General features: G+C 72.4%; 16 protein-coding genes. 10 read left to right on the top strand and 6 right to left on the bottom strand.

Features of this window, described 5'->3' with window-relative positions:
- Positions 1-13 precede the first annotated feature (13 nt).
- The 6 genes from BLV96_RS10470 to BLV96_RS10445 all read left to right on the top strand — a co-directional run bounded on the left by BLV96_RS10470 (position 14) and on the right by BLV96_RS10445 (position 11,970).
- Positions 14-2,272 carry a molybdopterin cofactor-binding domain-containing protein gene (locus BLV96_RS10470; protein WP_086678576.1) on the top strand — a complete coding sequence of 753 codons (2,259 nt, stop codon included), beginning with the start codon at positions 14-16 and terminating at the stop codon, positions 2,270-2,272.
- Positions 2,273-2,287: 15 nt separating this feature from the next.
- Positions 2,288-2,776 (top strand): (2Fe-2S)-binding protein, encoded by a 489-nt coding sequence (locus tag BLV96_RS10465; RefSeq protein ID WP_086678577.1) that lies wholly within the window; start codon positions 2,288-2,290, stop codon positions 2,774-2,776.
- A gap of 394 nt (positions 2,777-3,170) precedes the next feature.
- A complete protein-coding gene (locus BLV96_RS10460) occupies positions 3,171-3,614 on the top strand; it encodes a CBS domain-containing protein (RefSeq protein WP_086678578.1) in 444 nt (147 codons plus the stop codon).
- A gap of 16 nt (positions 3,615-3,630) precedes the next feature.
- Positions 3,631-4,923 (top strand): ArsB/NhaD family transporter, encoded by a 1,293-nt coding sequence (locus BLV96_RS10455; RefSeq protein WP_086678579.1) that lies wholly within the window; start codon positions 3,631-3,633, stop codon positions 4,921-4,923.
- A 269-nt stretch (positions 4,924-5,192) separates the two neighbouring features.
- Complete coding sequence (locus BLV96_RS10450; protein ID WP_208608189.1) at positions 5,193-5,630, top strand: SRPBCC family protein; 438 nt, start codon at positions 5,193-5,195, stop codon at positions 5,628-5,630.
- A 40-nt stretch (positions 5,631-5,670) separates the two neighbouring features.
- Positions 5,671-11,970, top strand: coding sequence for an SDR family NAD(P)-dependent oxidoreductase (locus BLV96_RS10445; protein ID WP_091389015.1), 6,300 nt, complete (start codon positions 5,671-5,673; stop codon positions 11,968-11,970).
- Between the two features lie 245 nt (positions 11,971-12,215).
- Here BLV96_RS10445 and BLV96_RS10440 read toward each other — a convergent pair whose 3' ends face one another.
- On the bottom strand, positions 12,216-14,663 hold the full coding sequence (locus tag BLV96_RS10440) for a glycoside hydrolase family 3 N-terminal domain-containing protein (protein WP_086670641.1): 2,448 nt from the start codon (positions 14,661-14,663) through the stop codon (positions 12,216-12,218).
- 187 nt (positions 14,664-14,850) lie between these two features.
- Between BLV96_RS10440 and BLV96_RS10435 the strand changes: the two genes are divergently transcribed.
- A complete protein-coding gene (locus BLV96_RS10435) occupies positions 14,851-15,879 on the top strand; it encodes a helix-turn-helix domain-containing protein (RefSeq protein ID WP_086670639.1) in 1,029 nt (342 codons plus the stop codon).
- Here the strand turns inward: BLV96_RS10435 and BLV96_RS10430 are convergent.
- Positions 15,872-19,540, bottom strand: coding sequence for a S8 family serine peptidase (locus BLV96_RS10430; RefSeq protein WP_086670638.1), 3,669 nt, complete (start codon positions 19,538-19,540; stop codon positions 15,872-15,874). The two genes, BLV96_RS10435 and BLV96_RS10430, sit on opposite strands and share 8 nt — an antisense overlap.
- Positions 19,541-19,615: 75 nt before the next feature.
- On the bottom strand, positions 19,616-20,035 hold the full coding sequence (locus BLV96_RS10425) for a MarR family winged helix-turn-helix transcriptional regulator (protein WP_086670636.1): 420 nt from the start codon (positions 20,033-20,035) through the stop codon (positions 19,616-19,618).
- 45 nt (positions 20,036-20,080) lie between these two features.
- On the opposite strand from BLV96_RS10425, the gene BLV96_RS10420 reads away from it, so the two are divergent.
- Entirely contained in the window at positions 20,081-20,767 is a 687-nt protein-coding gene (locus tag BLV96_RS10420) for a class I SAM-dependent methyltransferase (protein ID WP_086670634.1), read from the top strand.
- 44 nt (positions 20,768-20,811) lie between these two features.
- On the opposite strand, the gene BLV96_RS10415 is transcribed toward BLV96_RS10420, so the two are convergent.
- From BLV96_RS10415 to BLV96_RS10405, 3 genes are read right to left on the bottom strand one after another with little or no spacing between them, the layout of a single operon-like run.
- Positions 20,812-21,225, bottom strand: a complete 414-nt coding sequence (locus BLV96_RS10415; protein WP_086670632.1) for a DUF6640 family protein — start codon at positions 21,223-21,225, stop codon at positions 20,812-20,814.
- A gap of 25 nt (positions 21,226-21,250) precedes the next feature.
- Positions 21,251-21,520 (bottom strand): muconolactone Delta-isomerase family protein, encoded by a 270-nt coding sequence (locus tag BLV96_RS10410; protein WP_086670631.1) that lies wholly within the window; start codon positions 21,518-21,520, stop codon positions 21,251-21,253.
- Between the two features lie 3 nt (positions 21,521-21,523).
- Complete coding sequence (locus tag BLV96_RS10405; RefSeq protein WP_086670629.1) at positions 21,524-22,468, bottom strand: NADP-dependent oxidoreductase; 945 nt, start codon at positions 22,466-22,468, stop codon at positions 21,524-21,526.
- A 104-nt stretch (positions 22,469-22,572) separates the two neighbouring features.
- Here BLV96_RS10405 and BLV96_RS10400 point away from each other — a divergent pair, with 104 nt between their 5' ends.
- Positions 22,573-23,148 carry a TetR/AcrR family transcriptional regulator gene (locus BLV96_RS10400; RefSeq protein WP_086670627.1) on the top strand — a complete coding sequence of 192 codons (576 nt, stop codon included), beginning with the start codon at positions 22,573-22,575 and terminating at the stop codon, positions 23,146-23,148.
- Positions 23,149-23,162: 14 nt separating this feature from the next.
- A complete protein-coding gene (locus tag BLV96_RS10395; protein WP_086670625.1) occupies positions 23,163-24,083 on the top strand; it encodes a HEAT repeat domain-containing protein in 921 nt (306 codons plus the stop codon).
- Positions 24,084-24,098 lie beyond the last annotated feature (15 nt).

Here is a 24,098-nt window from a genome sequence, read left to right as displayed (position 1 = left end):
GGATGTCGGCGAGATGGGTGCAGATTTCGGCAGGCGCCGGTTCCTGGGATACGTTCTCGCGGCGCCGACGCTGGTGGCCGCGGCGGACATCCGGCCGGCGGACGGCGTCCCGTCGCCGCAGCCGGCGAAGCTCCTCGACCTGAACGCGGTGATGACAGCGGCCGCGTTGCCGACCGCGGGGTTGATCACCGTCGACGTCAACGCCGACGGGACGGTGTCGTTCGCGTTGCCGCGGGCCGAAGTGGGACAGGGCATCACCACCTCGACGGCGATGGTGATCGCCGAGGAGATGGCCATCCCGGTCGAACGGGTTCGCGTGACGCTGGCGGGCGCGCGCCCGGAACTGGTGTTCAACCAGCTCACCGGCGCGTCGAACACGACGGTCTCGACGTTCACCCCGATCCGCGTCGCCGCGGCCACGGCCAGGCTGCGGCTGCTGCAGGCGGCGTCCGCGGAGTTCGGAACACCGGTGGCCGAGCTGAGCCTGAAGGCGGGCGTGATCAGCGATCGCGCCGGCCGGCGGGTCGACATCGGCGCGGTCGCGGAACGGGCCGCGAGCTCGCGGACCCTGCAGGTGCCGGTGACGCTGAACCCGCCCGCGCGGTTCAGCGTCATCGGCACCCCGCACAACCGGATCGACGCGCGCGACGCGGTCACCGGACGCAAGACGTTCACGATGGACCTGCCGGTCGACGGCGCGAAACCGACGATGGTGTGCCGGCCCCCGACGATCAACGGCACGGTCCGCTCGGTGGCCAACCTGGCGGAGGTTCGCGCGATGCCCGGCGTGACCGATGTCGTCGTCATCTCCACCGGGGTCGCGGTCCGGGCCGAAACGTTCGGTCAGTGCATCGACGGCGTGCGCGCCCTGCGCGTGACGTGGAAACCCGGGACCGCGGAAGGGAAATCGGACGACACGGTGCTGCGTGAGCTGGCGCTCGCCGAGCTGCCGTTCGGGCCGCCGCCACTGGCGTCCACTGTGGAGGGCAAGTTCACGTTCCGGTTCCGGGGCAACAGCGCACTGGAGACCAACTGCGCGATCGCCGACGTCCGGCCCGGGCGCGCGGAGATCTGGTCGGCGCTGAAGTCGCCGATCGTCGCGCGGGAAACTCTCGCGGCGAAGCTCGGCTTGCCGGTCGCCGCGGTGACCGTGCACGTAGTCGAGGGCGGCGGATCCTTCGGCCGCAAGCTCTTCTTCGACGCCGCCGTGGAGGCGGCCGAAACGTCCCAGCTGATCGGCAAACCGGTCAAGCTCATGTGGCACCGCGCCGACGACGTCCGGCAGGGACGAGTACACCCGATGGCGACCTCACGGGTGCGCATCGCCCACCTCGGCGCCACCGTGCTGGGCTACGAACAGCGCCACACCAGCGTTTCCACGGACCTCGGGCACGGGTTCGGGGAGATCGTCACCGCTCTCGCGGCGCAACTGCCGGTCGTCGACCTCGGCTTCTCCGAAGTGTTCTTCGTGCTGAGCCAGACAGTGCCCTACGACTTCGGAGCCGTGAGCCAGCTGCTGAGCGAGACCGACAAGGGCTTCAACACCGGCAGCATGCGCAACGTCTATTCCCCCGACGTCACCTGTGCGCGCGAACTGGTGGTCGACAAGCTCGCGGCGAAGCTGCGCCGGGACCCCTACGAGTTCCGGCGCGACGCGCTCGGCGACGATCGGACCCGAGCCGCGCTGGCGGCGGTCGCCACGGCCGGAAACTGGGGCCGGCCGATGGAAACGGGGACGGCACAAGGCATCGCGGTGCACAGTGAGTACCACTCCACCAGCGCGGCGCTGGTGGAAATCGACTGCCGGCCCGCCACCGTCAACCGGCCTGTCCGCGACGGCGTCGCCGGGCCTCGGGTGACGAAGGTGGTGTTCGCGGTGGACGTGGGGCTCACCGTGAACCCGCGTGGCCTCGAAGCCCAGGTGATGGGCGCGGTCATGGACGGCATCGCCCAGACCCTGACCTCGAGCCTGCACCTGCGCGACGGCTACTTCCTCGAAGCCAGCTGGGACAACTACTTCTACACCCGCCAGTGGAACACCCCGCCGGAGCTCGAGATCATCATCCTGCCGAACTCCTCGGACCACCCCGGCGGGGCGGGCGAACTCGGCGTCGCCGCGTCGATGGCCGCGGTCGCCTGCGCCTACGGCCGCGCCACAGGCGTGACGCCGACCGAGTTCCCGATCAACCACGGCACGGTGTCGTTCGTGCCGAAACCGACCGTTCCGCCGGTTCCCGCGTCGCCGGTGGACGGGATCGGCCGAGCGATGTGAGATCAGGAGGACGCTTTGCCCGAGCGCAGATTCCGTGTCAACGGCGAGGAGGTCGTGGTCGATGTGCCCGATGACGTGCGGCTGTTGTGGGTCCTGCGGGACGTCCTCGGCGTCACCGGACCGAAGTACGGGTGCGGGATCAACGTCTGCAAGGCGTGCACCAGTCACCTCAACGGCAAGGCGGTGAACCCCTGCGCCATCCCGGTCGGGGAGCTGGGGCCGGCCGACGAAGTCACCACGATCGAAGGGCTGCCGGCCACCGCCGGCGCCGAATTGCATCCGATGCAGCAGGCCTGGCTCGACCGGGACGTGGCCCAGTGCGGTTACTGCCAGCCGGGGCAGATCATGGCCGCGGTCGCCTTGGTCCGCCGCGTCCGCGAGGAAGGACGTGAGGTCACCGACGAAGACCTCGACGGACTGCGCAACATCTGCCGCTGCGGCACCTACGTCCGGATCCGCGAGGCGATCAGAGCCGGGGCGCGCGCGATGCAGGGTACAGGGTGACGCGCCTGACCGACACATCGAGCGCGATCTCCTTGTCGCTGACGCCCACGACAGGGTCGTCAGCCAGCGCGAACGTCGCGCTGCCCTGCCTGCGCTTCGCTGACGTTTTCGGGCGCCGGCCGGACGCGGGGACACCGCGAGTTTCTCGAGGAGCACCTGCTCGGCCTCGGCGACCACGAGGGACCGAAGCCGCCGGTTTGCCCCGGGCGGATCTTTGCGGCATCTTTACGCGTGGTGTGCCGGGAAGTCTGGTCGGCCCTTCGCCCGTGGCGGGCGGAGGAGGCGACTCGAGGACGGATTTTCATGGCGCTCGCACCGGCTCCCACCGACGCCCGGCCGTCGGGACACCGTCAGGAGTGCCGCGCGCCCGGCCGGTCGGCCGTACGCTGGGTGGATGCACGCTGTGGAGATGGCCGAGGACTACCCGGTCGTGGACCTGGACTCCGACGCGCTCGCCGCGGCGAAGCTGCTGGCCGAGCGGCGCCTGCCGGGCATCGTGGTGACCGACGCCTCGGGGTGCCCGTGTTCGATCCTGCCGGCGTCGCAGGTCGTGCAGTTCCTGGTGCCGCGGTACGTGCAGGACGACCCGTCGCTGGCCGGGGTGCTGGACGAGTCGATGGCCGACCGGGTCGCGGACAAGCTGGGGGGCAAGACCGTCCGGTCGCTGCTGCCCGAGAAGCCATCGGAACTGCCTCGGGTGCAGGGCGACGACACGATCGTGGAGGTCGCGGCGATCATGGCCCGCCTGCGCTGCCCGCTGGTCGCGGTCATGGAGGACAAGCGGCTGCTCGGGGTGATCTCGGCGTCGCGGTTGCTGGAGCTGGCGCTCACGCGCTGACCACCGGAGCGGCCCGGTGAGTGCGGTCATCGCGGTCGCGGTGTTCGCGGTCGCCTACGTCTTCATCGCCACCGAGAAGATCCCCAAGATGGTGGCCGCCCTGGCCGGCGCCGGGGTCGTGCTCGCGCTCGGGGTGACCGGCGCGGAGGACGCGTTCTACTCCCACGACACCGGCATCGACTGGGACGTCGTCTTCCTGCTTCTGGGCATGATGATCATCGTCGGCGTGCTGCGGCGGACCGGCGTGTTCGAGTTCCTGGCGATCTGGGCGGCCAAGCGCGCCAAGGGCTCGCCGCTGCGGATCATGGTGCTGCTGGTGCTGATCACGGCGGTCGCGTCGGCGTTCCTGGACAACGTCACGACCGTGCTGCTGATCGCGCCGGTGACCCTGCTGGTCTGCGACCGGCTCGACATCAAGCCGACGCCGTTCCTCATCGCCGAGGTGCTGGCCTCGAACATCGGTGGCACGGCGACGCTGATCGGCGATCCGCCGAACATCATCATCGGCAGCCGGGCGGGGCTGTCGTTCAACGACTTCCTGCTCAACCTGGCCCCGGTCGTCGCGATCGAGCTGCTGGCCTTCGTCCTCGCGCTGCGCTGGGTGTTCCGCGGGTCGTTCGCGGTCGACCCGGCGCGGGTGGCCGACGTGATGCGGCTGAACGAGCGGGAGGCGATCCGCGACCGCGGGCTGCTGGTCAAGTCGGGAGTCGTGCTGCTCGCGGTGTTCACCGGCTTCGTGGGTCACTCGGTGTTCCACCTCGAGCCGTCGGTGGTGGCGTTGCTCGGCGCCGGGGTGCTGGTCCTGATTTCGCGGGCCGAGCCGAAGGACTACCTGGCCGGGGTCGAGTGGGAGACGCTGCTGTTCTTCGCCGGGCTGTTCGTGATGATCGGCGCGCTGGTCAAGACCGGCGTCATCGGCGACCTGGCGAAGCTGGCCGCGGACGCCACCGGCGGCGACGCGCTCTTCGCGGTGATGCTGATCCTCGTGGTCTCGACGCTGCTGTCCGGGGTCATCGACAACATCCCGTACGTCGCGACGATGAGCCCGCTCGTCCTCGCGCTCACCCAGGACATCCCGGATCCGGCGCACTCGGAGGCGCTGTGGTGGTCACTGGCCCTGGGCGCGGACTTCGGCGGCAACATGACGGCGATCGGCGCGAGTGCCAACGTGGTGATGCTCGGCATCGCGGCGCGGTCGGGCAGCCCGATCTCGTTCTGGGAGTTCACTCGCAAGGGCGCCCAGGTGACGCTGCTGACCGTGCTGATCGCGGCGCCGTACCTGTGGTTGCGCTACTTCGTGCTCGGCTGACGGTCACGTGGCTGCCGCCGGCTCCGGTCCGGTTCCACATCGGATCAGTGCGCGCAGCAGATACGGACGCGCGGTCTTGCGGCCGGGCTGCACGCCACCGCGGTCGAGGCCAGTGCCGCGGTCAGGAGAACAACTGTCCGGTGAGCCATGTCCGCACGCTAGGACGGTCACGACCGAACCGCGTCAGCGCTGTGTCCGGGTTCGGTAAGGCGTGTAGGACGGCCCGGTCCGGGTAACCGGACGCCGAGATCGAGGAAGGGACCGCGCCCGTGACCACTGTTTCCCGTACGTTCGCCGTCGACCCCGCTCCGGACGTCGTCGTCCCCTACCTGGCGGACTTCGGCCACGCCGAGCAGTGGGACCCGGGCACGCAGCGTTGCGTCCGCGAGGATCCGGGCCCGGTCCGGGTCGGCTCGTCGTGGCACAACACGTCGAAGATCGCGGGGATCGGCACCGAGCTGACCTACACGCTGGAGCAGCTCACCGACGACCGGGTCGTGCTGGTGGGGCGCAACGACACCGCCACGTCCACCGAGACGATCGAGGTCGTGCCGAGCGGGACCGGGTCGAGCATCACCTACACCAACGAGCTCGAGTTCAAGGGCGTGGCGAAGCTCGCGGCCCCGCTGGGCAAAGTGGTGTTCGAAAAGCTGGGCGACGACACCGAACGGCAGCTGACCGAGGTGCTCAACGGCTTGACCCGCTGAGCCCCCCCACAGCCGGCGTGATTGCGGTATACCCGGTTCAGTGGAGGAAATCCGGACCGAGCTCATCCGCCCGCTGACGGCGGCACTGCTGTCGCACCCCGCCGAGCGGCTCGCGTATTCCGACGATCAGCGAACCCTGACCTACGGGCAGCTCGCGAGCGCCAGCTGCGATCTGGCCGCCGGGCTCGGGGTGACGCGCGGGGATCGGGTGCTGGTCCTCGTCGGCAGCCGGGTGGAGTTCGCCGTCGCGCTGGTCGCGGTGCTGCGGGCCGCGGCCGTCGGGGTGCCGGTGAGCGTCCGCTCGACCGAGGCCGAACTCGCGCACCTCGTCGAGGACTCCGGTGCGACGGTCGTCGTCACCGAAGCCCGCTACGCCGATCTCGTCGCCCGGCTCGGCCTGCGCGTCCTGCTCGTCGAAGACCCGCCACGGGCAGACGCGGGAACCCTGCGGGACGACCTCGGCCTCGACGAAGCGGCCTGGCTGCTCTACACCTCCGGCACCACCGGCCGGCCGAAGGGCGTGCTGCTCTCGCAGCGCGCGATGCTGTGGTCGACGGCCGCCGCCTATGCCCCGATCTTCGGGATCGGCCGCGACGACACGCTGCTGTGGCCGTTGCCGACACACCACGCCTACGCCCTCTCGCTCGCCTTCGTGGCGACCATCGCGCTCGGCTCGCACACCCGGCTCGCCGACGGCCTCGCCCCGGACCTGATCACGCGGTACCCGGGCTGCGTGGTCGGCGGCGTTCCCGCTGTCTACCTGCGGCTCCGCCAGGAGGTCGACGGCCGGATCGGAGCGGCGCGGTTGTGCCTGTCCGGGGGAGCGCCGTGCACGCCGGCGACCCGGGCGGCGGTCCAGGACCTGTTCGGCGTCCCGGTCGTCGACGGCTACGGCAGCACCGAGACGGGCGGGAAGGTCGCCGTCGAGGTCCCCGGTGCGCCGGGACTGGTGCCGGTACCCGGCATGGACGTCCGGATCGACGACGGTGAGGTGCTCGTCCGCGGTCCGGGCCTGATGCTCGGCTACCACGGCCGGGCCGGGTCGCCACTGCGCGACGGCTGGTACCGCACGGGAGACGCCGGCCGGTTCGCCCGCGGCAAGCTCGTGCTCGACGGCCGGGTCGACGACGTGATCGTCTGCGGTGGCCAGAACGTCCACCCGACCGAGATCGAGGCCGTGCTGCAGGAGTCGCCGTCCGTGCGGGACGTGCTGGTCACCGGGCGGCCCGACGACGTCGTCGGCGAGGTGCCGGTGGCGTTCGTCGTGCCCGGCCCGGACGGGTTCGACGCCGGGGAGCTGCGCCACCGGTGCCTGAGCCGGCTTTCCCTGCACAAGGTGCCCGTGGCCTACCTCGAGATCGGCGAGGTACCGCGGACGGCGTCGGGCAAGCCGCGGCGGAAAGCCCTGGCGGACGCGCCCGGGCAGCCCGACCTGACCGCGCTGGTGCGGGCCGAGCTGGTCACCTTGTGCGGGCACGACGGCGGCGACGGCTGGCGCGATCGGCCGTTCAGCGACCTCGGGCTGTCCTCGCTGGCCGGCGTGCAGTTCCGGTACCGGATCACCGCCCTGACCGGGGTACCCGTTCCGGCTTCGCTGATCTACGACTTCCCGACACCGGGCGCGGTGATCGCCGAACTGACGCGCCTCACCTCGGGCGGCCCGGAGGCGCCACCGCGAGCGAACCCGGCGCCGGCCGCCGAACCGATCGCCATCGTCGCGATGGCCTGCCGGTTCCCCGGCGGGGTGCGCTCCCCGGAGGACCTGTGGCGGCTCGTCGCCGGCCGGGTGGACGCGACGAGCGAGTTCCCGGCCGACCGGGGCTGGGACGTCGCCGGGCTGTACGACCCGGACCCGGACCGGATCGGGACGTCGGTGACCCGGCGAGGCGGGTTCCTCGACGGCGCCGGCGAGTTCGACGCCGGCCTGTTCGGCATCTCGCCGCGGGAGGCGCTCGCGACCGATCCGCAGCAGCGGCTGCTGCTGGAGACGTCGTGGGAAGCGTTCGAGCGGGCGGGGATCGACGTGACGGCGCTGCGCGGCAGCGATACCGGCGTGTTCGTCGGGGTGATGAACGAGGACTACGCGAGCCGGTTCACCGCCGCGCACGAATTCGAGGCGTGGCTGGGCATCGGGTCTTCGCACGCGGTGGCCTCGGGCCGGATCTCCTACACGTTCGGCCTGACCGGGCCGGCGCTCACGGTCGACACGGCTTGTTCGTCGTCGCTCGTCGCGCTGCACCTGGCCGCGAAAGCCCTGCGCGCCGGGGAATGCTCGCTCGCGGTGGCCGGCGGGGCGACGGTGATGGCGACCCCGCGCACGTTCCTGGCCTTCAGCCGCCAGCGCGGCCTGTCCCCGGACGGGCGGTGCCGGTCCTACGCCGCCGGAGCGGACGGCACGGCATGGTCCGAAGGCGCCGGCGTCCTCCTGCTGGAGCGGCTGTCCGACGCCCGCCGGAACGGGCACCCCGTCCTGGCGCTGCTGCGCGGCACGGCCGTGAACGCCGACGGCGCGTCCAACGGGCTGACCGCGCCGAACGGGCGCGCGCAGCAGGCGCTGATCGCGACGGCGCTCGCGGACGCGGGGCTGGCCGCGGCCGACGTCGACGCCGTGGAAGGCCACGGGACCGGGACCGCGCTGGGCGATCCGATCGAGGCGGAGGCGTTGATCGCGGCGTACGGCCGCGGCCGGGCCGAGCCGCTGCGGCTGGGCTCGGTGAAAGCCAACATCGGACACACGCAAGCCGCCGCCGGGGTCGCGGGCGTGATCAAGATGGTGGCGGCCCTGCGGCACGAGGAACTGCCGCCGTCGTTGTACGCCGACGAGCCGAGCCCGCACGTCGGCTGGGCGGCCGGCGGGGTGGAGCTGCTGGCCGAGGCCCGGCCGTGGCCGCGCGCGGACCGCGTCCGGCGGGCCGGGGTGTCGGCGTTCGGGATCGGCGGCACCAACGCCCACGTGATCCTCGAGGAGGCAGCAGTCCCCGAAGTGCCGGTGCGGCCGGGGTTTCCGGCCGCGCCGTGGTTGCTCAGCGCGGCCGACGACGAAGCGCTGCGGCAGGTCGCGGCCGGTTTGGCGGAGACGCCTGACCACGTCGACGTGGCCTACACCCTCGCGAGCCGGACGCCGCTCGCGCACCGCGTGCTGGTGCCCGCGGGCAATCCCGGGGCTCTGCGGGCCGTCGCCGAGGGGCGGGTCCCCGGCCGGACGGTCCGCGGCGCACCGCGGCTGGCGCTGCTGTTCAGCGGGCAAGGTGCGCAGCGGGCCGGAATGGGGGAGGAGCTGGCCGAACGGTTCCCCGTGTTCGCCGAGGCGTTCGACGAGGCGCTCAAGGCGCTCGGCGACGTCGACCTGGGCGGTGCGCTGGACCGCACCGAGCACGCGCAACCCGCGTTGTTCGCCTTCGAGGTCGCGCAGTACCGGCTGGTCGAGTCGTGGGGGCTGCGACCGGACGTCCTGATCGGGCATTCGGTCGGCGAGATCGCCGCCGCGCACGTCGCCGGGGTGCTGTCGCTCGAGGACGCGGCGACGCTCGTCTCGGCGCGGGGACGGCTCATGGCCGCGTTGCCCGACGGCGGGGTGATGATCGCCGTCGAGGCCGCTGAGGCGGACGTGGCGCCCTGGACGGGCGACGGCGTCGCGATCGCCGCGGTCAACGGCCCGCGTTCGGTCGTCCTCTCCGGTGAGGAGGCGGCGACGACGGCGCTCGCCGCCCGCTTCGGCGGCGGGACGCGCCTGCGTGTCAGCCACGCGTTCCATTCGCCGCTGCTGGAACCGATGCTCGACGAGTTCCACGAGATCGCCGCCGGGCTGCGCCACCACCGGCCGAACCTCCCGCTCATTTCGTGCGTCACCGGGCGTCCGGTGGAGGAGATCGATCCGGGCCACTGGCGGCGGCACGCCCGGACGACCGTCCGGTTCGCCGACGCGCTCGCCACCGCCGTCGCGGCCGGGCCCGCGGTCGGGCTGGAGATCGGCCCGGCTCCGGTGCTCGGCCGCACCGACGTCCTGCCGGTGGTGCCGGGCTCGATGACGGGCGCGGGCGTGCTGGACGCGGCGGGCGCGCTGCACACCGCGGGGGTCCGCGTCGACTGGTCCGCCGCGTTCGCGGGCAGCGGCGCCCGGATCACGGCCTTGCCGACGTACCCGTTCAAGCGCACCCGGTACTGGCTCGACGCGCCGGCCCCGGAACCGGCCGGCGGCGACCACGCCGTGCTCGGCCCGGCGCTGGCCGCACCCGACTCGCCGCGGGTCGTGTTCGGCGGCTCGCTCGGGATCCGCGGCCGGCGGTGGCTCGCCGACCACGTCGTCGGCGGAGCGGTCCTGGCGCCCGGGACGGCGTTCGTCGAGCTGGCCCTGCACGCCGGCGGGGCCGCCGTCGACGAGCTCACGATCGAAGCGCCGCTGCGCCTGGACGCGGAAGACGTGCACGTCCAGGTCGTCGTGGACGAGCCACGGATCGACGTCTACGCCCGGCGTCCCGCCGACGACGGCTGGCTGAAGCACGCCAGTGGACGGCTGCGCCCCCGTGGTCCCGTCCCGGCCGCGTGGGTGGGGGAGTGGCCGCCGGCCGGCGTGACGGAAACCGACGTCACTTATCGCGCGCATTCCTACGGGCCGGCTTTCCAGGCGGTGCAACGGTTGTGGCGGCGTGACGACGAGTTCTTCGCGGAGGTGGAGCTGCGGCCGGACGTCGGCGGACGGTTCGCGCTGCACCCGGTCCTGCTGGACGCGGCCGTGCACGCGGCCGCGCTCGCCGACGGGCCGGCCGAACCGCGCGTGCCGTTCCTCTGGAGCGGCGTCGAGGTATACACGCCCGGAGCCCGCCGAGTACGTGTGCACGGTGCCCGCCTCGGTGCCGGAGCCATCCGCGTCGCGCTGTTCGACGACGACGGGAAGCCCGTGGCCCGCGTCGAATCGTTGACGACGCGGCCGATGGCGCCGCGGGACACGATGCTTTACCGTCCACAGTGGATTCCGGCCGCGCCGGTGCCGGGGCCGGCGGACCTGGTCGAAGTCGATACCACGGACGGCGACGTGCGGACGGCGGTGAACCGGGCACTCGCGGTGCTGCAAGAGCATGCGGGCGAGCGGCTGATCCTCGTCACGAGGAACGCGACCGGCCCGGTGCCCGACCTGGCCGCCGCGGCCGTCTGGGGCCTGGGCTGCGCGGCCGCCGCGGAACACCCCGGCCGGTTCGGCCTGGTCGACCTGGAACCGGGCTTCCCGCTGACCCGGGTGACGGACCTGGCCGGCGGCAGCGCGGAGCCGCAGATCGCCGTCCGCGACGGCGTGCCGCACGTCCTGCGGATCACGCGGGCGGCGCCGTCGGACGCGCGGCCGTTCGACCCGGCCGGCACGGTGCTGATCACCGGCGGCACCAGCGGAATCGGTGCGGCGCTCGCGCGGCACCTCGTGACCGAGCACGGTGTCCGGCACCTGCTGCTGGCGAGCCGGCGCGGCCCGGCGGCGCCCGGCGCGGACCACCTGCGGTCGACGCTCGCCGAGCTGGGCGCGGACGTGCGGATCGTCGCGGCCGACGTCGCCGATCGGTCCAGTGTGGACAGTCTGGTCGCCTGCGACCCGCCGCTGACGGCGGTCGTGCACAGCGCGGCCGTGGTCGACGACGGCGTCCTGGCGGCCCAGACACCGGACCGCCTGGACACCGTGTTGCGCCCGAAAGCGGACGCGGCGCTGGTGCTCGACGAGGCGACCCGGCACCTGCCGCTGACGGCGTTCGTCCTGTTCTCCTCGGTCGCGGGGGTGTTCGGCAAGGCCGGGCAGGCGAACTACGCGGCGGCCAACCGGTTCCTGGACGCCTTGGCGTGCCGGCGCCGGGCGGCGGGACTGCCCGCGCTGTCGCTGGCGTGGGGCCTGTGGGAGCTGGGCACCGGCCTCGGCGACCGGATCTCGGAGACGGCCCGGCGGCGGATGCGCGCGTCCGGCGTCGAGGGACTGAACGAGGAGCAGGGACTGGCCTTGTTCGACGCGGCCCTCGGATCGGCGGAACCCGTCCTGGTCCCGGTCCGGTTCGACCCGACGGCGGCGCTGGCCCCGCCGACCGGCGGGCGAGCCTTTGCCGCGCGGCCCCAGTGGCCGGCGAACCCGAGCGGCGCCGAGCTGCGCGAGCTGGTGCGCGCGGAGGTCGCGGCCGTCCTGGGGCACCCGGACCCGGCCGTGATCGCCGACGACCGGCCGTTCCCGGAGCTGGGGTTCGATTCGCTGACGGTGGTCGAGCTGCGCACCCGGCTGGCCGGCTCATCGGGCGTCGACCTGCCGGCGGCGGTGATCTTCGACGCGCCGACAGTGGCGGAACTGGCGCGGTACCTGGAATCCTCCGGGTGATTCCTTCGTCCGTGAGCGCCGGCCGGCACGTCGATGAGTTCGATGCGGTCGGGCTCGGCCGCCACCGCGAGACAGACGACTGGCTGCGACCCACGAGTTGATCAGCACGACCACCCTCACGCCGAGAAGCGGCCGGCGTCTTTGGACCGGCGCCTTCGCGGCGCAGCGGACACCTCACCGGTGGCGGTGGAAACTCCGACACCGGTCGTGCGGGGCGGCGCACCGGCGCCGCCCCGCGACGGCACCTACCGGATCGAGAACGGCGCCGACACGTCCACCGCATACGGTGTCGTGCTGTTCTTGTTCAGCTGCAGCACATAACTCCCCGGCACCACGACCGGCGGACCCGACGCGTTGATGTCCCCCGCGCTCGAGGCCAGCGCCGACGCCGGGAACGACACGCGGACCACCTGGGACCGGCCCGGGTCGAGCGTTACCCGGGCGAAGCCGACCAGCCGTTGCGGTGGGACGACCACCGGGCTCACCGGCTGGGCCACGTACACCGGCACGATGTCGGTACCCGTGCGGGTTCCGGTGTTGGTGACGGTGAACGTCGCTGTGGCGGTGCCGTCGCGCGCGAGCTTCGGTGTCACCGCCAGGTTCGTGTGGGTGAACGTCGTGTACGACAGGCCGTACCCGAACGGGTATTGCGGGTTGTACGCGTTGCCCGGGCCGGACGCGGTGCTGGGCAGCTGGTCGAAGAACTTCGGCTGGTCGCCCAGCGGGGACGGGGCCGTGCCGGCGAAGTCGGCACCGACCGCCGGTGCGTCGGACGGCCAGCTGATCGGCAGCTTGCCCGCCGGGTTCGCCTTGCCGAACAGCACGTCCGCCACCGCCGTGCCGGTTTCCGTGCTGCCCTGGTAGGCCATCAGCACCGCGTTCGCCTTCTCCGCCGGGCCCAGCCCGACCGGCCGGCCCGCGACGACCACGACGATCACCGGTTTGCCGGTCGCCTCCAGTGCCGAGATGAGGGCCTGCTGGTCGGGCGCCAGCGCGGGAGCCGGGTTGTCACCCAACCCTTCCGCGTAGGCCTTTTCCCCCACGACCGCCACGTAGGCGCTGGTGCCGGCCGCGGCCGCGACGGCGCTGGCCTGGTCCGGCGCGTAGACCGCGGCCGGGTTCGCGGCCTGGATGCCGCCCAGCACCGTGGTGCCCGGCGGGATCTGGTTCTCGGGGCCCATGCAGCACACGTGCCCGGCGCCCGCCACGCCCTGCCAGCTCACGCTCCAGCCGCCGAGCTGGTTGGTCATCGAGTCCGCGCTCGGGCCGGTCACCACGACCTTCGCGCCCGACGGCAACGGCAGGGCGTTGTTTTCGTTGCGCAGCAACGTGATCGATTCCCGCGCGGCCTTCAGCGTCTGGTCGCGGCCCGCGGTGACGGCGGCGTCGGCGGCGTTCGCGTCGACGCACGGTTTCGCCGGGTCGGCCACGCACGGCTGGTCGAACAGTCCGAGCTGGAACTTAAGCGTGAGGATGCGGCGCACGGCCTGGTCGATCCGCGCGCGCGAGATCTTGCCGGTGTCCACGGCCTGCAGGATCGCGGCCTGCCACCCAGCCGCGTCGGAGACCTGCATGCTCATGTCGACGCCCGCGTTCACGGCGGCGGCGATGGCGCCCGGGAGGTCCGCCGCGACGTGGTAGGCGGTCTGCAAAGCGGTGACGTCCTGGTAGTCGCTGATCACGACGCCCTGGAAGCGCATCTGGCCGCGCAGGACGTCGGTCAGCAGGTAGTGCGACGCGGTGGCCGGAACGCCGTTGATCGAACCGGAGTTGACCATCACCGTCCCGGCGCCCGCGTCGATCCCGGCCGCGTACGGCGGCAGGATCGTCGTCTGGAGGTAGTTCATCGGCAGCAGGGCCTCGGCCCGGTCGTGCCCGTTGACCGACTGCGAGTAGCCGGCGAAGTGCTTGACCGTCGCGCTGACGTTCAGCTCGCCGCGCTTGCCGGGCGTCTGCATGCCCTTGATGTTCGCGGCGCCCAGCGCGGCCGCCAAGGCCGGCTGCTCGGCCCACGTCTCGTAGGTGCGGCCCCACCGGTTGTCGCGCGCGATGTCCTGGACCGGGGCGAAGTTCCAGGTCCAGCCGGTGGCGCGCAGGGCGTCCGCGGTCGCCTTGCCGCCGGCCTGGGCGAGCGCGGGGTCCCAGGTCGCGCCCATGCCGATGGACTGCGGGTACAGCGGCGCCTGCCACGGGTGGCCGAAGCCGTGCACCGCGTCGACGCCGAACACCACCGGCAGGTGCAGGCGCGAGTTCTTGATCGCGAACTGCTGGATGGTGTTGTACTCGGTGGCCCAGTCGTAGCCGGTGTTGCCCACGCCGCCCTTGCCCGTGGTGTCGACCGGGTTTTCGGTGCCGCCCGCGAGGATCGAGCCGACTTTGGCGTCGACCAGGATCTTGCGCATGCATTCGGGGTTGGGCAGGTTGAAACCGTTGTTCCCGCACGTCGCGCCGTTGGCGTCGGTCAGCGTGGTGACCAGCTGCTGGTCCATCTGGCCGACTTTCTCGGGCAGCGTCATCGCGTGCAGCAGCGCCTCCACCCTCGCCGGCACCGGGCGATGGGTGTCCAGCCAGGGCGCGGCGCCCGGATCGACGGCGGCGCTGCTGCTGGCGGTGAACGCGGAAACCGCGAGTGACACCGCCGCCGCGAACACCGTGACGGTGGCGCGGGTACTGCGTCTGTGGTTGTGGAACACCTGACCTCCTTCAGCCGTGGTCGGCACGGACCGGCCGCGTGGATGCGAGCGCACCGTAGGCACCTTCCGCGGGGCTGTAAAGCGCCGAACGGCGGCCGAGCGCGATCCGGCCCGCACCCGCGTTGTACGTTGTCGACGAGCCGTCAACGCCGATGGAAGCCCGTCGGTCGCGTGGCTGGGAGGCAGTGTGCTGGAAGCGCTGGGCATGACCCCGGAGGAAGAACGGGTCTACCGCGTGATCGTCGGCGGGTACCGGACCGCGCCCGAGGAGATCGCGGACCGGCTCGGCGTGGGCCGCGGCGAGGTGGCGCCGATCCTGGAGGCGCTGCTGGCGAAGGGGCTCGTCAGCAGGATCGACGGGCACTACGTGTCCGCGCCGCCGGACGTCTCCCTCGGCCCGCTGCTCGTGCACGGCCAGGAGAAGCTGGAGGCCGCCCGGGCCGCGGTGTCCCAGCTCGCCGAAGAGTACCGCGGCAGCGTGCGGCGGCGTGATTCCGCCCAGCTCGTCGAGGTCATCACCGGGGTGGACGCGATCCGGCGGCAGGCGCTCGCCATCCAGCGCGGCGCCCGCGAAGAGTCGCTGTGGTTCTGCTTGGCGGGCAACGTCGCGATGGCGGCGTCGGAGAACGTCGAGGAGGCGCTGGCGCAGGCCCGCGGCGTGCAGTACCGGGTGATCTACGAGACCGGCCTGCTCGAAGAACCCGGCCGGATCGTCAACGTCCTGGAGGGGATCGAAGGTGGCGAGATCGCCCGCTCGATCTCGAAACTGCCGGTGCGCCTGGCCATCTCCGACCGCTCGGTGGCGCTGTGCCCGCTGGTCAGCCACGACAGCACGGGCGAGCCCACCGCCGCGCTCGTCCGGGAGAGCAGCCTGCTGTCGGCGCTGGTCGCGTTGTTCGAGGTCTACTGGGAACGCGCGTCGCCGCTGCGGATCGGCGACACCGCGCCCACCAGCCACCTCGACCCCGACGAGCGACGGCTGTTGTCCCTGCTCATCGGCGGGGTCAGCGACAAGTCGATCGCGACCCAGCTCAATGTCAGCTACCGGACCGTCCAGCGGCGCCTGCAGGACCTCATGCGCCGGGTGAACGCCCGCACCCGGATGCAGCTGGCCTGGCAGGCCAGCAAGCTCGGCTGGCTGGACGAGCCGAGCCCCGGGCACCTCCTGCCGCGTGACGGCGGAAGGCACCCGGAGCCCGTCCGCGACGTTATTTGAGCCCGTACGCCCGCAGCACCGTCTGGTCGACGGCGTTGCCCGCGCGGTCGGTGGCCCGCACCCGCAACGCGACGTAGGAGTTCGTGGCGCCGAGCGACGGGTGGTCGATCGTGGCCGCGTAGGACTTCCCGGTGCGCCTGACGTCGACGGCGCGCCAGGTCCTGCCGTCGTCGTAGGACGCCCAGGCCTGCACCGACCGCATGTCCGGCGCGGCCATCCCGTCCTGGAAGCGGGCGGTCAGCCCGACCTGGGCCCGGCGACCGGCCGGGAGCCGGTTGCCGGCGTCCGCGTCGACCGCGTAGTCCAGCTGCAGCAACGGAAGCGGCGCCGGGGCCGCCGACCGGGCCGAGCGGAACGTCCACGACGTCTGTGTGCCGGTGCCGAACAGCCACTCCGGCGAATCACGCCGCACCGACAGGTCGAGCCGGTAGGTCGCCGGGTCCGCGCCGGCGGGGAAGGTGCCGAACGCGTACGGCTGTTCCGACACGAGCTTGCCGTCGCGGAACAGCTTCGCCGACGTCGTGGCCGGCCCGGCCTGGTCGTCGCCTTCGTTGAAGCCGTAGTGTCCGGCCTGGCTGTCGGCGAACTCCGGGATGCGGATCCGGAGGCTGTCGCCTTCGCGGGTCGAGTCCATGCCCGGCACGCCCCGCGGGATGGCGGGCCGCACGACCGGCGCGAACCAGTCCTCGGTGATGTTCTCCCTGCCCGTGTAGGTGCGCGGCGCCGCCGTCATGCCGCCCTGGAGCGGGGACATCTCGTTCCAGATCAGACCGTGCTTGACCCGGTGCTGCCACAGGACGTCGCCGGAGCTGACGTACTCCTCGCGGGTCGACGGCGTCGCCACGAGCCGCTGGTACTCGTTGACGGCGAAGTCCTGCCACGGCTTCCACGCGAACCGCTGTTCCTTGGCCTCACCGCCGCTGCCGGTCTGGCGGTAGTGGGTGGTGACGGTCGCGGTGTTCGCCGCGGTGACCCGGTGGACGGGCTTGTCCGGGATCCGGTCGCGCTCGGTCTGCACGACGTCGTAGAGGTACGGGCTGACCGCGATCCCCTGCAGGCTCAGGAACGTGGGGAAGCGCTTGATCTTCGTCAGCAGCGCGAGACCCTCGTCCCGGTCGAGCTGGACGGTCGGGATTTTCAGGAACGGCGCCGCGCTGATCGACGGTACCGACGCGGTGCCCCAGCCGTCCGGCACGACGATGAAGACGATCGCCGCCCCGGCGTCCGCGGCGGCGCGGGAGACGTCGTCGCGGTTGTAGTCCGCCGGGTCGGGGTCGACGATCGCGGCCTTCCCGCGCACGTTCTTGAAGTCCGCCGGCTTGCCGTGACCCGCGGAGACGGCCGGCAGCAGCTTCCAGCCGTCCAGTTTGGGGGAGCCGGCGAGGTAGCGGTTCGTCAGCGCGTCACGGCCGCCCAGGACGTTCACCGTCAACGGCGGTGCGATCCTCGACCAGCGGGAGCCGAACTCGAAGGCACCGGTCGTCACCTTCGGCGTCGGGGTGACCCGGAGTTCGCGGGTGTAGTCGAATTGCATGGCGTAGTTCGCGATCTTGCGCGGGCCGAGTTCCCGGTAGGTGTAGTAGCTCCAGATCCCGGCCTGCTCGGACGGTTGCGGGGTCTGGATCTCCACCTTCACGGCCTTGCGCGCGTCGAGCACGACGGTCGTGTCGCCGGTGACCCGGATCTCCGGCTGGACGACCTGGAACGCGGTGAGGCCGTCCTCGGTGCCGTTGACCTGGGCGGTCAGGTAGTACACGCCCGCGCCGACCTCGACCGTGAGGCTGCCGCCGCCCAGCCAGGTGTTGACGTCGTAGCGGTAGTCCTCGCCGTACATCAGCAGCCAGGGCGCCATGGTCGGCTTGCCCTGCAGGTCGAGCGCGGTGAGGGTGACCTTGTGCTTGGGCGCGGTCTTGTCCGCGCCGAGCGCGGTGTGCACGACCACACCGTCCGCGGTCGCGGTGAGCCGGCCGCTGTAGGTGCCCGGCGCCAGTTTCGCCGGGTCACCGGTGATCGTGACGGTCGCCCGGCCGCCGGCCGGAACGTCCACAGTGGACTTTCCGAGCCGGATCCCGTCCCCGGCGGGGACACCGGCGAGGGACTTGGCGTCGAGCGCGAGCTTCAGCGAGACCGGCGTGGTCCCGGCGTTGGTGTAGGTGACCTCTTCGGCCACCGGCGCCTTGCCGTCCTCGACCGCGCCGAGGTCGAGCGTGCCGGTGGCGAAGACCGGCTGCTTCACCGCGCGTGCCACGTCGACCCGGCCACCGCCCTGCTCGAACACCGAGAGGCCGTTCGCGGTCCGGGAGGTGCTGGCCAGCGCGTCCTTGAGCTGCCGGCCCGTCCAGTCCGGGTGCTGCTGGGCGAGGATCGCCACCGCGCCGGCGACGTGCGGCGTGGCCATCGAGGTGCCGGAGGCGGCGGTGTAGTGGTCGTCGACGACGTCGCCCATGGCGGTCCCCGCGGCGCGGGCGGCGACGATGCCGACGCCGGGCGCGGTGATGTCGGGCTTGACGGCGTTGTCGCCCAACCGCGGCCCGCGGCTGGAGAACGACGCCAGGCTCTCGTCACGGCCGACCGCGCCGACGGTCAGCGCGGCTTCGGCGGTGCCCGGCGAGCCGACCGTGTAGGCGCCCTGTTCACCGTCGTTGCCGGCGGCCACCACGAAGAGCGTGCCGGTCTGCTCGCTCAGCGCGTCGAGGCCGACGCTGAGCGCGTCGGTGCCGTCGGTCGGGCCGCCGCCGAGGCTCATGTTGACCGCCTTGGCGCCGGAGTGCGCCGCCCACTCCATCCCGGCGAGGACCCAGGACTCGTACCCGAAACCGTCGTCGTCGAGCACCTTGCCGACGAGCAGTTTCGCGCCCGGCGCGGCGCCCTTGAGCCGGCCGCCCGAGGCGGCGCCGGAACCCGTGATCGTCGAGGCGACGTGCGTGCCGTGACCGAAGTGGTCGGTCGTGTCGGGGCTGGTCGTGAAGTTGACCGCCTCGTGGACGCGGCCGGCCAGGTCGGGGTGCGTGGGGTCGTAGCCGGTGTCGAGGACGGCGACGGTGGTGCCGGTGCCGTCGTAGCCCGCGGCCCACGCCTCGGGGGCGCCGATCTGCGGGACGCTGCGATCGAGGGAGGCGCGGACCTTGCGGTCCAGGGAGATCCGTTCGATGTTCCCCGACGAGGCCCAGAACGCGGCGGCGTTCGCCTTAGCGGCCCGCGCGGAGCGGGCGTTGACGCTGGTCAGCGTCGCACCGAGCTCGGCGTTCGCGGTGGTTTTCCGGAGGTCCGTGCCCTTGCCGTAGGTGAGGATCAGCGGAAGGGTCGCCGACTGCTCGTCGGCGTACCCCTCGGCGATCAGCTCGGTGACGTCGAAGAGGGTCCGGTCGACCTGCTTCGAGCCCAGCCGCGCGGTGACGTCCTCGGGGAAGACGCTGAGGTGGCCGTCGACCTCCTGCTGGTGGAACCGGATCTTCTCCCGGCCCGGCGCGGGCCGGACGGTGGCGGCCTGCTTGCTGCCGGGCTGCCGTTCGACCTGGACGACGTCGCCGGTGAGCAGGGTGACCGAATGACGTTCGAGGCCCGCGGGTGACGGCGCCGCTTGCGCGTTCGCGACTCCGGCGGGGCCTGCGACCAGGGTGGCGGCGCAGGCCACGACCAGAACAGATGATCTCCAGTGCATCGCACCAGGCTCGCGCCGCCGTCGTCATCCGTCACTAGGGCGGCGGCGTCCGAATCACGACACGTCGCATCTTCGTCAGCTCCCGCACGCCGCGATCAGGAGCCTCCGGAGCTCGCTCCGACCGCGGTCGTCGAGCCCGGCCAGGACCCGGTCCTCGGCCTCGGCCACCTCGGGGTCGAGGCGCGCGAGCAAGGTCAGGCCCTCGCGCGTCGGCGTGGCGGGCAACGACCGCCCGGACGAGACGGTGGCGGGCCGCGTCACCAGGCCGCGCTCCTGCAGCTCGCGCACCACCTTGTTCATCGCCTGCGGTGACACCTGGGCCTCGCGGGCGAGCTCGGCGTTGGACTTGGGCGCGCGCGCCAGCATCCGCAGGCAGAGGTACGCGGGCGCGGCCAGGTCGGCGGGCCCGAGCACGGTGGCGGCCACCTCGGCGCGCAAGGCCGCGGTGACCCGGTGCAGCAGGTAGCCGAGCGGTTCGTCCCGGAGACTGTCCATGTCAACCATGTTGACATATATCAACCCGGTTGACACTCTGGGTGCATGACGAGCTCATCCAGCGACGCGCTGTTCGAATCCGCCTACCGTGGCGAGGCTCCCGAAATGGGGAAGGGGTTCCGCCCGCCGTGGAGCATCGGCGAACCGCAACCCGAGATCGCCGCGCTCATCGACGCGGGCGCGTTCCACGGCGAGGTCCTCGACGCCGGCTGCGGCGAGGGCGCGACGTCGGTCCGCCTCGCCGAGCGGGGCTTCACGACGGTCGGTCTGGACCAGTCGCCCACCGCGATCGAGCTGGCGCGCGCGGAAGCCGCCCGGCGCGGCTTGACCGGCGCCACGTTCTCGGTCGCCGACATCAGCACGTTCACCGGCTACGACGGCCGGTTCGGCACCATTGTCGACAGCACGTTGTTCCACTCGATGCCGGTCGAACTGCGCGAGGGGTACCAGGAGTCGATCGTGCGGGCTGCGGCGCCCGGCGCGTCCTACTTCGTGCTGGTGTTCGACAGTGCGACCGTGCCCTCGGGCCCGGTCAACCCGGTCTCCGCGGACGAGCTGCGGGAGGTGGTGGGCGCGTACTGGACGATCGACGAGATCCGGCCGGCCCGCATCCACGCCAACGTCTCCGAAGCTTTCCCGGGCTTCGGGGCCTTCGCGGGCAGTGACGTCCGGGACGAGGGCAACGGCCGCAAGTCGGCGCCGGCCTGGCTGCTGTCGGCGCACTTGTCCTGACCGCGCGGCGGCTGTCCACCCGGATCGCGCGACCGCGGCCGTCTTCAGCCGCGGGCGAGCCGGCGGCGCTCGGCGAGGTAGCCGAGCAGCACCAGTCCGAGGCTGGGCAGGGTGTACTTGAGCTGCGGCCAGTTGTCCTGCCCCGGCGGGTCGACGCTGGCGGTTCCCGGGTAGAGGCCCGCCGACAGCTGGGTCAGCCCGTACAGGCCGGCGATGATCGCGGCGCTGTCCAGGGAGGCGCGCGATCGGCCCGGTTTCCACAGGTGGTACAGGCCGGCCAAGCCGAGCCCGGCGCCCATGCTCATGGTCTGGGCGTTGTGGAACTTGGCGTGGGGCGGCCAGGCCGGGTTGTGGATGTGGGTTTCGTTCCAGTCGGCGGCGAACGCGCCGATCAGAGTTCCCGCCGCGGACAAGGAGATGAGCACCCTGCCGAGTGGCAATCGCCTGCGGACAGTCATGTGTCTTCCGATCGGTGAGAGGGGTTCAGGACCGGGTGGCCGGGTAGATGTCGGCGTCGAAGAAGCGGGCGAAGGGCAGGGTGGCCAGCGTTGCCGCGGCTTGCTCCTCGTCGGCGGCGAAGACCTCGACGAACGTGGCCCGCCGGGCCGTGGAGACGTAGTGGGCGCCGATCCGTCCGGCTGTGCGCAGCGCCTCCAGCTGGTGGTGCTCGTCTTCGCGCAGTGTGGCGAATTCCGCGGGATCGGTGTCGTCGCGCAGTGTCGCGAACACCATGAACAGGGAATCGGGTGACATGGTTCAGCCCTTCGAAGACGGGGTCGTGATGACGAGCTTGCCGCCCTTGGGAGTGCGGTCGAGCTCCAGCGTGGTGAGGGCCGGGATCGCCTTCGCGAGCGGCACGGCGCGCGCGATCGGCAACCGCAGGGTTCCTTCTCCGGCGGCCCGCGCGACCGCTTCGAGGTCCGCGGGGACCGGCCTGCCCACCAGCACCCGGAAGGGGCCTGGCAGCGCGGTGCGCAAGAACTTCGCCGGGGTGGGGTTGATGTCGATGATGCGGCCGCCGGGCTTGAGCAAGGACTTCGCCGTGCTGCCCGGCAGGGTGCCGGCGGTGTCGAAGACCAGGTCGAAGCGCCCGGCGAGGGGCGCCGGGTCGAAGTCGAAGCCGGCGATCGGGGTGATCCCGAGCTCGCGTGCCTCCGGCGCGGCGGTGTCGCGGCAGCTGCCGCTCACCGAGGCGCCGCGTGCCGAGGCGAGCTGGACCGCGCACCGGCCGACGCCGCCGAGGCAGCCGTGGACGAACACGGCCTGCCCGGCCCGCAGCTTGCCCACGCGGATCACGGCCTGGAAGGCGGTGAGGCCGACGACGGGCAGGGCGGCGGCTTCTTCCCACGACAGGTTCGCCGGTTTCGCCGTGATCGACTTCTCCTCGGCGACGGCCATCTCGGCGAACGCTCCCGCTGCTTTGAGGCTCGTTCCGCCGAGGACTTCGTCGCCGACGCCGAACCGGGTGACGCCGTCGCCGACCGCCGCGACTACACCGGCGAAGTCGTGCCCCAGGCCGCGCGGGAACCTGCGGCCGGTCAGGATTTTCATTTCACCGCCGCGGATTTTCCAGTCCATCGGGTTCGCGGCCGCCGCTCGCACGTGGACCAGGACTTCCCCGGGGCCGGGAGCCGGCGGCGAGCAGTCCTCGAGCCGCAGTACGTCGGGACCGCCGTACTGGTGGTACTGGATGCGCTTCATCGTCCTGAGCCCCTGTCTCGTGATGTCAGCTGATGACATCACCGTAGCACGCGATGTCATCAGCTGACATCACTGTTCGCTCGCGACGGCACTAAACTGCCGCCATGGGACGTTGGGAGCCGGGGGCCGGTGGGCGGCTGCGCGAGGCGGCGCTGAGTTTGTTCGTCGAGCGGGGCTTCGAGCAGACCATGGTGAACGACATCGCCGAGCGGGCGGGCGTGACCGCCCGGACCTTCTTCCGCTACTTCGCGGACAAGCGCGAGGTTCTGTTCGACGCCTCGGCCGAGGTGGAGGAGAAGGCACTGGCCGCGCTGGAGGCGGCGCCCGCGACGGCGTCGGCGCTGGAGCTCGTCGCGGCCGCCCTCGACGCCGCGGCGGACGTCATCGGGCAGGACCGTGGGCTCGCCCGGAAGCGGCACACGGTGATCATGGCCAACGCCGATCTCCGCGAACGTGAGCTGAGCAAGCTCGCCAAGATCTCGGCCGAACTCGCCGACGCGCTCCGGCGGCGGGGTGTCGGTGACGCGGAGGCCGCGATCGCCGCCGAAGCGGGCGCCGCGGTGTACCGGGTCGCGTTCCAGCGCTGGGTCGACGCGGAGGGCGGCGACCTCGATCTGAGGGGAGCCCTTCAGGCGGGGTTCGCGCAGCTGCGAACCCTGGCCGCCCCCCGCGCCGGGTGACTACCGTGTGCGGGATGGCGCGTTCGGCCGCGTTCGAGCGGTTCCTGGCCGGGGTCACCGCACCCGTCACGCGGGACTCCCTCGACGAGATCCCGGACATCGGCGCGCTCTTCGACCTCGTCGGCCAAGAGCGGCTCGAGGCCGAGGACATCCTGGTCGCGAAGCTCGCCACCGGCGACGGCCGCGCTGCCGCGGCGCTCGCCGACGCCGGCTGCTTCCGTGCCGTTCCGGCCCTCGTCGAAGCGACCTTGGAAGCCGTGCCGGCGGCGACGCGGGTGGCCGCCGCGCGGGCCCTGCTCGAGCTCGGCGATCTCTCCGGCGAGCCCGCCCTCGTCCGGTTGCTGCGCACGCACGCGGGCAGCGGCTACGACCGCGGGGCCGCCGTCCGGCTGCTGGCCGAGTTCCCCGACCCGGACCGGGAAGTCCTGTACGAGGTGCTGTCGGCCGATCCGGATCCCACCGCGCGGTCCGAGGCGGTGGACGTGCTGCTCACCCTCGTCGGGCTGGGCGACGACGAAGTGCTCTGGGGTGACGTGCTCAAGAGCGTCGGCGGACGGCTGCTGTCCCCGCTGACGACCGTGCAGACCGAGGCGCTCGCCGAGCTGCGCGCGATCGTCGCCCGGTGGGAAGCGGGGGAGCCGATCGAGGACCTGACCTGGCGCTGCGACAGCGAAGCCGTGCACCGGCTCGTCGACGAACTGGACAGTGCCGAGCCCAACCTCGGCACACGCGGGCTGGCGACGCTGACCGGCCGTGACCGCACCCTCGCCGAGAACCTCGTGCTGCTGCGCCTGCACGCCGACCGCCGCGCGGTCCGGGCCGCCGGCGCGCTCGGGGTGCGCCGGGCGGTCGAGCCGCTGCGGGAGCTGCTCGGCACGGCCGAAGGTCCCGCGCGGGCGGAGATCGAGTCCGTCCTGGCCACCCTGGCGGGGTGAACGCCGTGGTGACGC

The sequence above is a fragment of the Amycolatopsis pretoriensis genome, from assembly GCF_900107925.1.
Classification (GTDB): Bacteria; Actinomycetota; Actinomycetes; order Mycobacteriales; family Pseudonocardiaceae; genus Amycolatopsis; species Amycolatopsis pretoriensis.
This window is presented reverse-complemented; position numbering and strand designations above follow the sequence as displayed.

Excerpts from the sequence above, each read along its gene's own strand:
- BLV96_RS10470 (WP_086678576.1), top strand. The coding sequence starts at position 14 with ATGGGTGCAGATTTCGGCAGGCGCCGGTTCCTGGGATACGTTCTCGCG.
- BLV96_RS10460 (WP_086678578.1), top strand. The coding sequence starts at position 3,171 with ATGCACGCTGTGGAGATGGCCGAGGACTACCCGGTCGTGGACCTGGAC.
- BLV96_RS10430 (WP_086670638.1), bottom strand. The coding sequence starts at position 19,540 with ATGCACTGGAGATCATCTGTTCTGGTCGTGGCCTGCGCCGCCACCCTG.
- BLV96_RS10425 (WP_086670636.1), bottom strand. The coding sequence starts at position 20,035 with ATGGACAGTCTCCGGGACGAACCGCTCGGCTACCTGCTGCACCGGGTC.
- BLV96_RS10420 (WP_086670634.1), top strand. The coding sequence starts at position 20,081 with ATGACGAGCTCATCCAGCGACGCGCTGTTCGAATCCGCCTACCGTGGC.
- BLV96_RS10415 (WP_086670632.1), bottom strand. The coding sequence starts at position 21,225 with ATGACTGTCCGCAGGCGATTGCCACTCGGCAGGGTGCTCATCTCCTTG.
- BLV96_RS10410 (WP_086670631.1), bottom strand. The coding sequence starts at position 21,520 with ATGTCACCCGATTCCCTGTTCATGGTGTTCGCGACACTGCGCGACGAC.
- BLV96_RS10405 (WP_086670629.1), bottom strand. The coding sequence starts at position 22,468 with ATGAAGCGCATCCAGTACCACCAGTACGGCGGTCCCGACGTACTGCGG.
- BLV96_RS10400 (WP_086670627.1), top strand. The coding sequence starts at position 22,573 with ATGGGACGTTGGGAGCCGGGGGCCGGTGGGCGGCTGCGCGAGGCGGCG.
- BLV96_RS10395 (WP_086670625.1), top strand. The coding sequence starts at position 23,163 with ATGGCGCGTTCGGCCGCGTTCGAGCGGTTCCTGGCCGGGGTCACCGCA.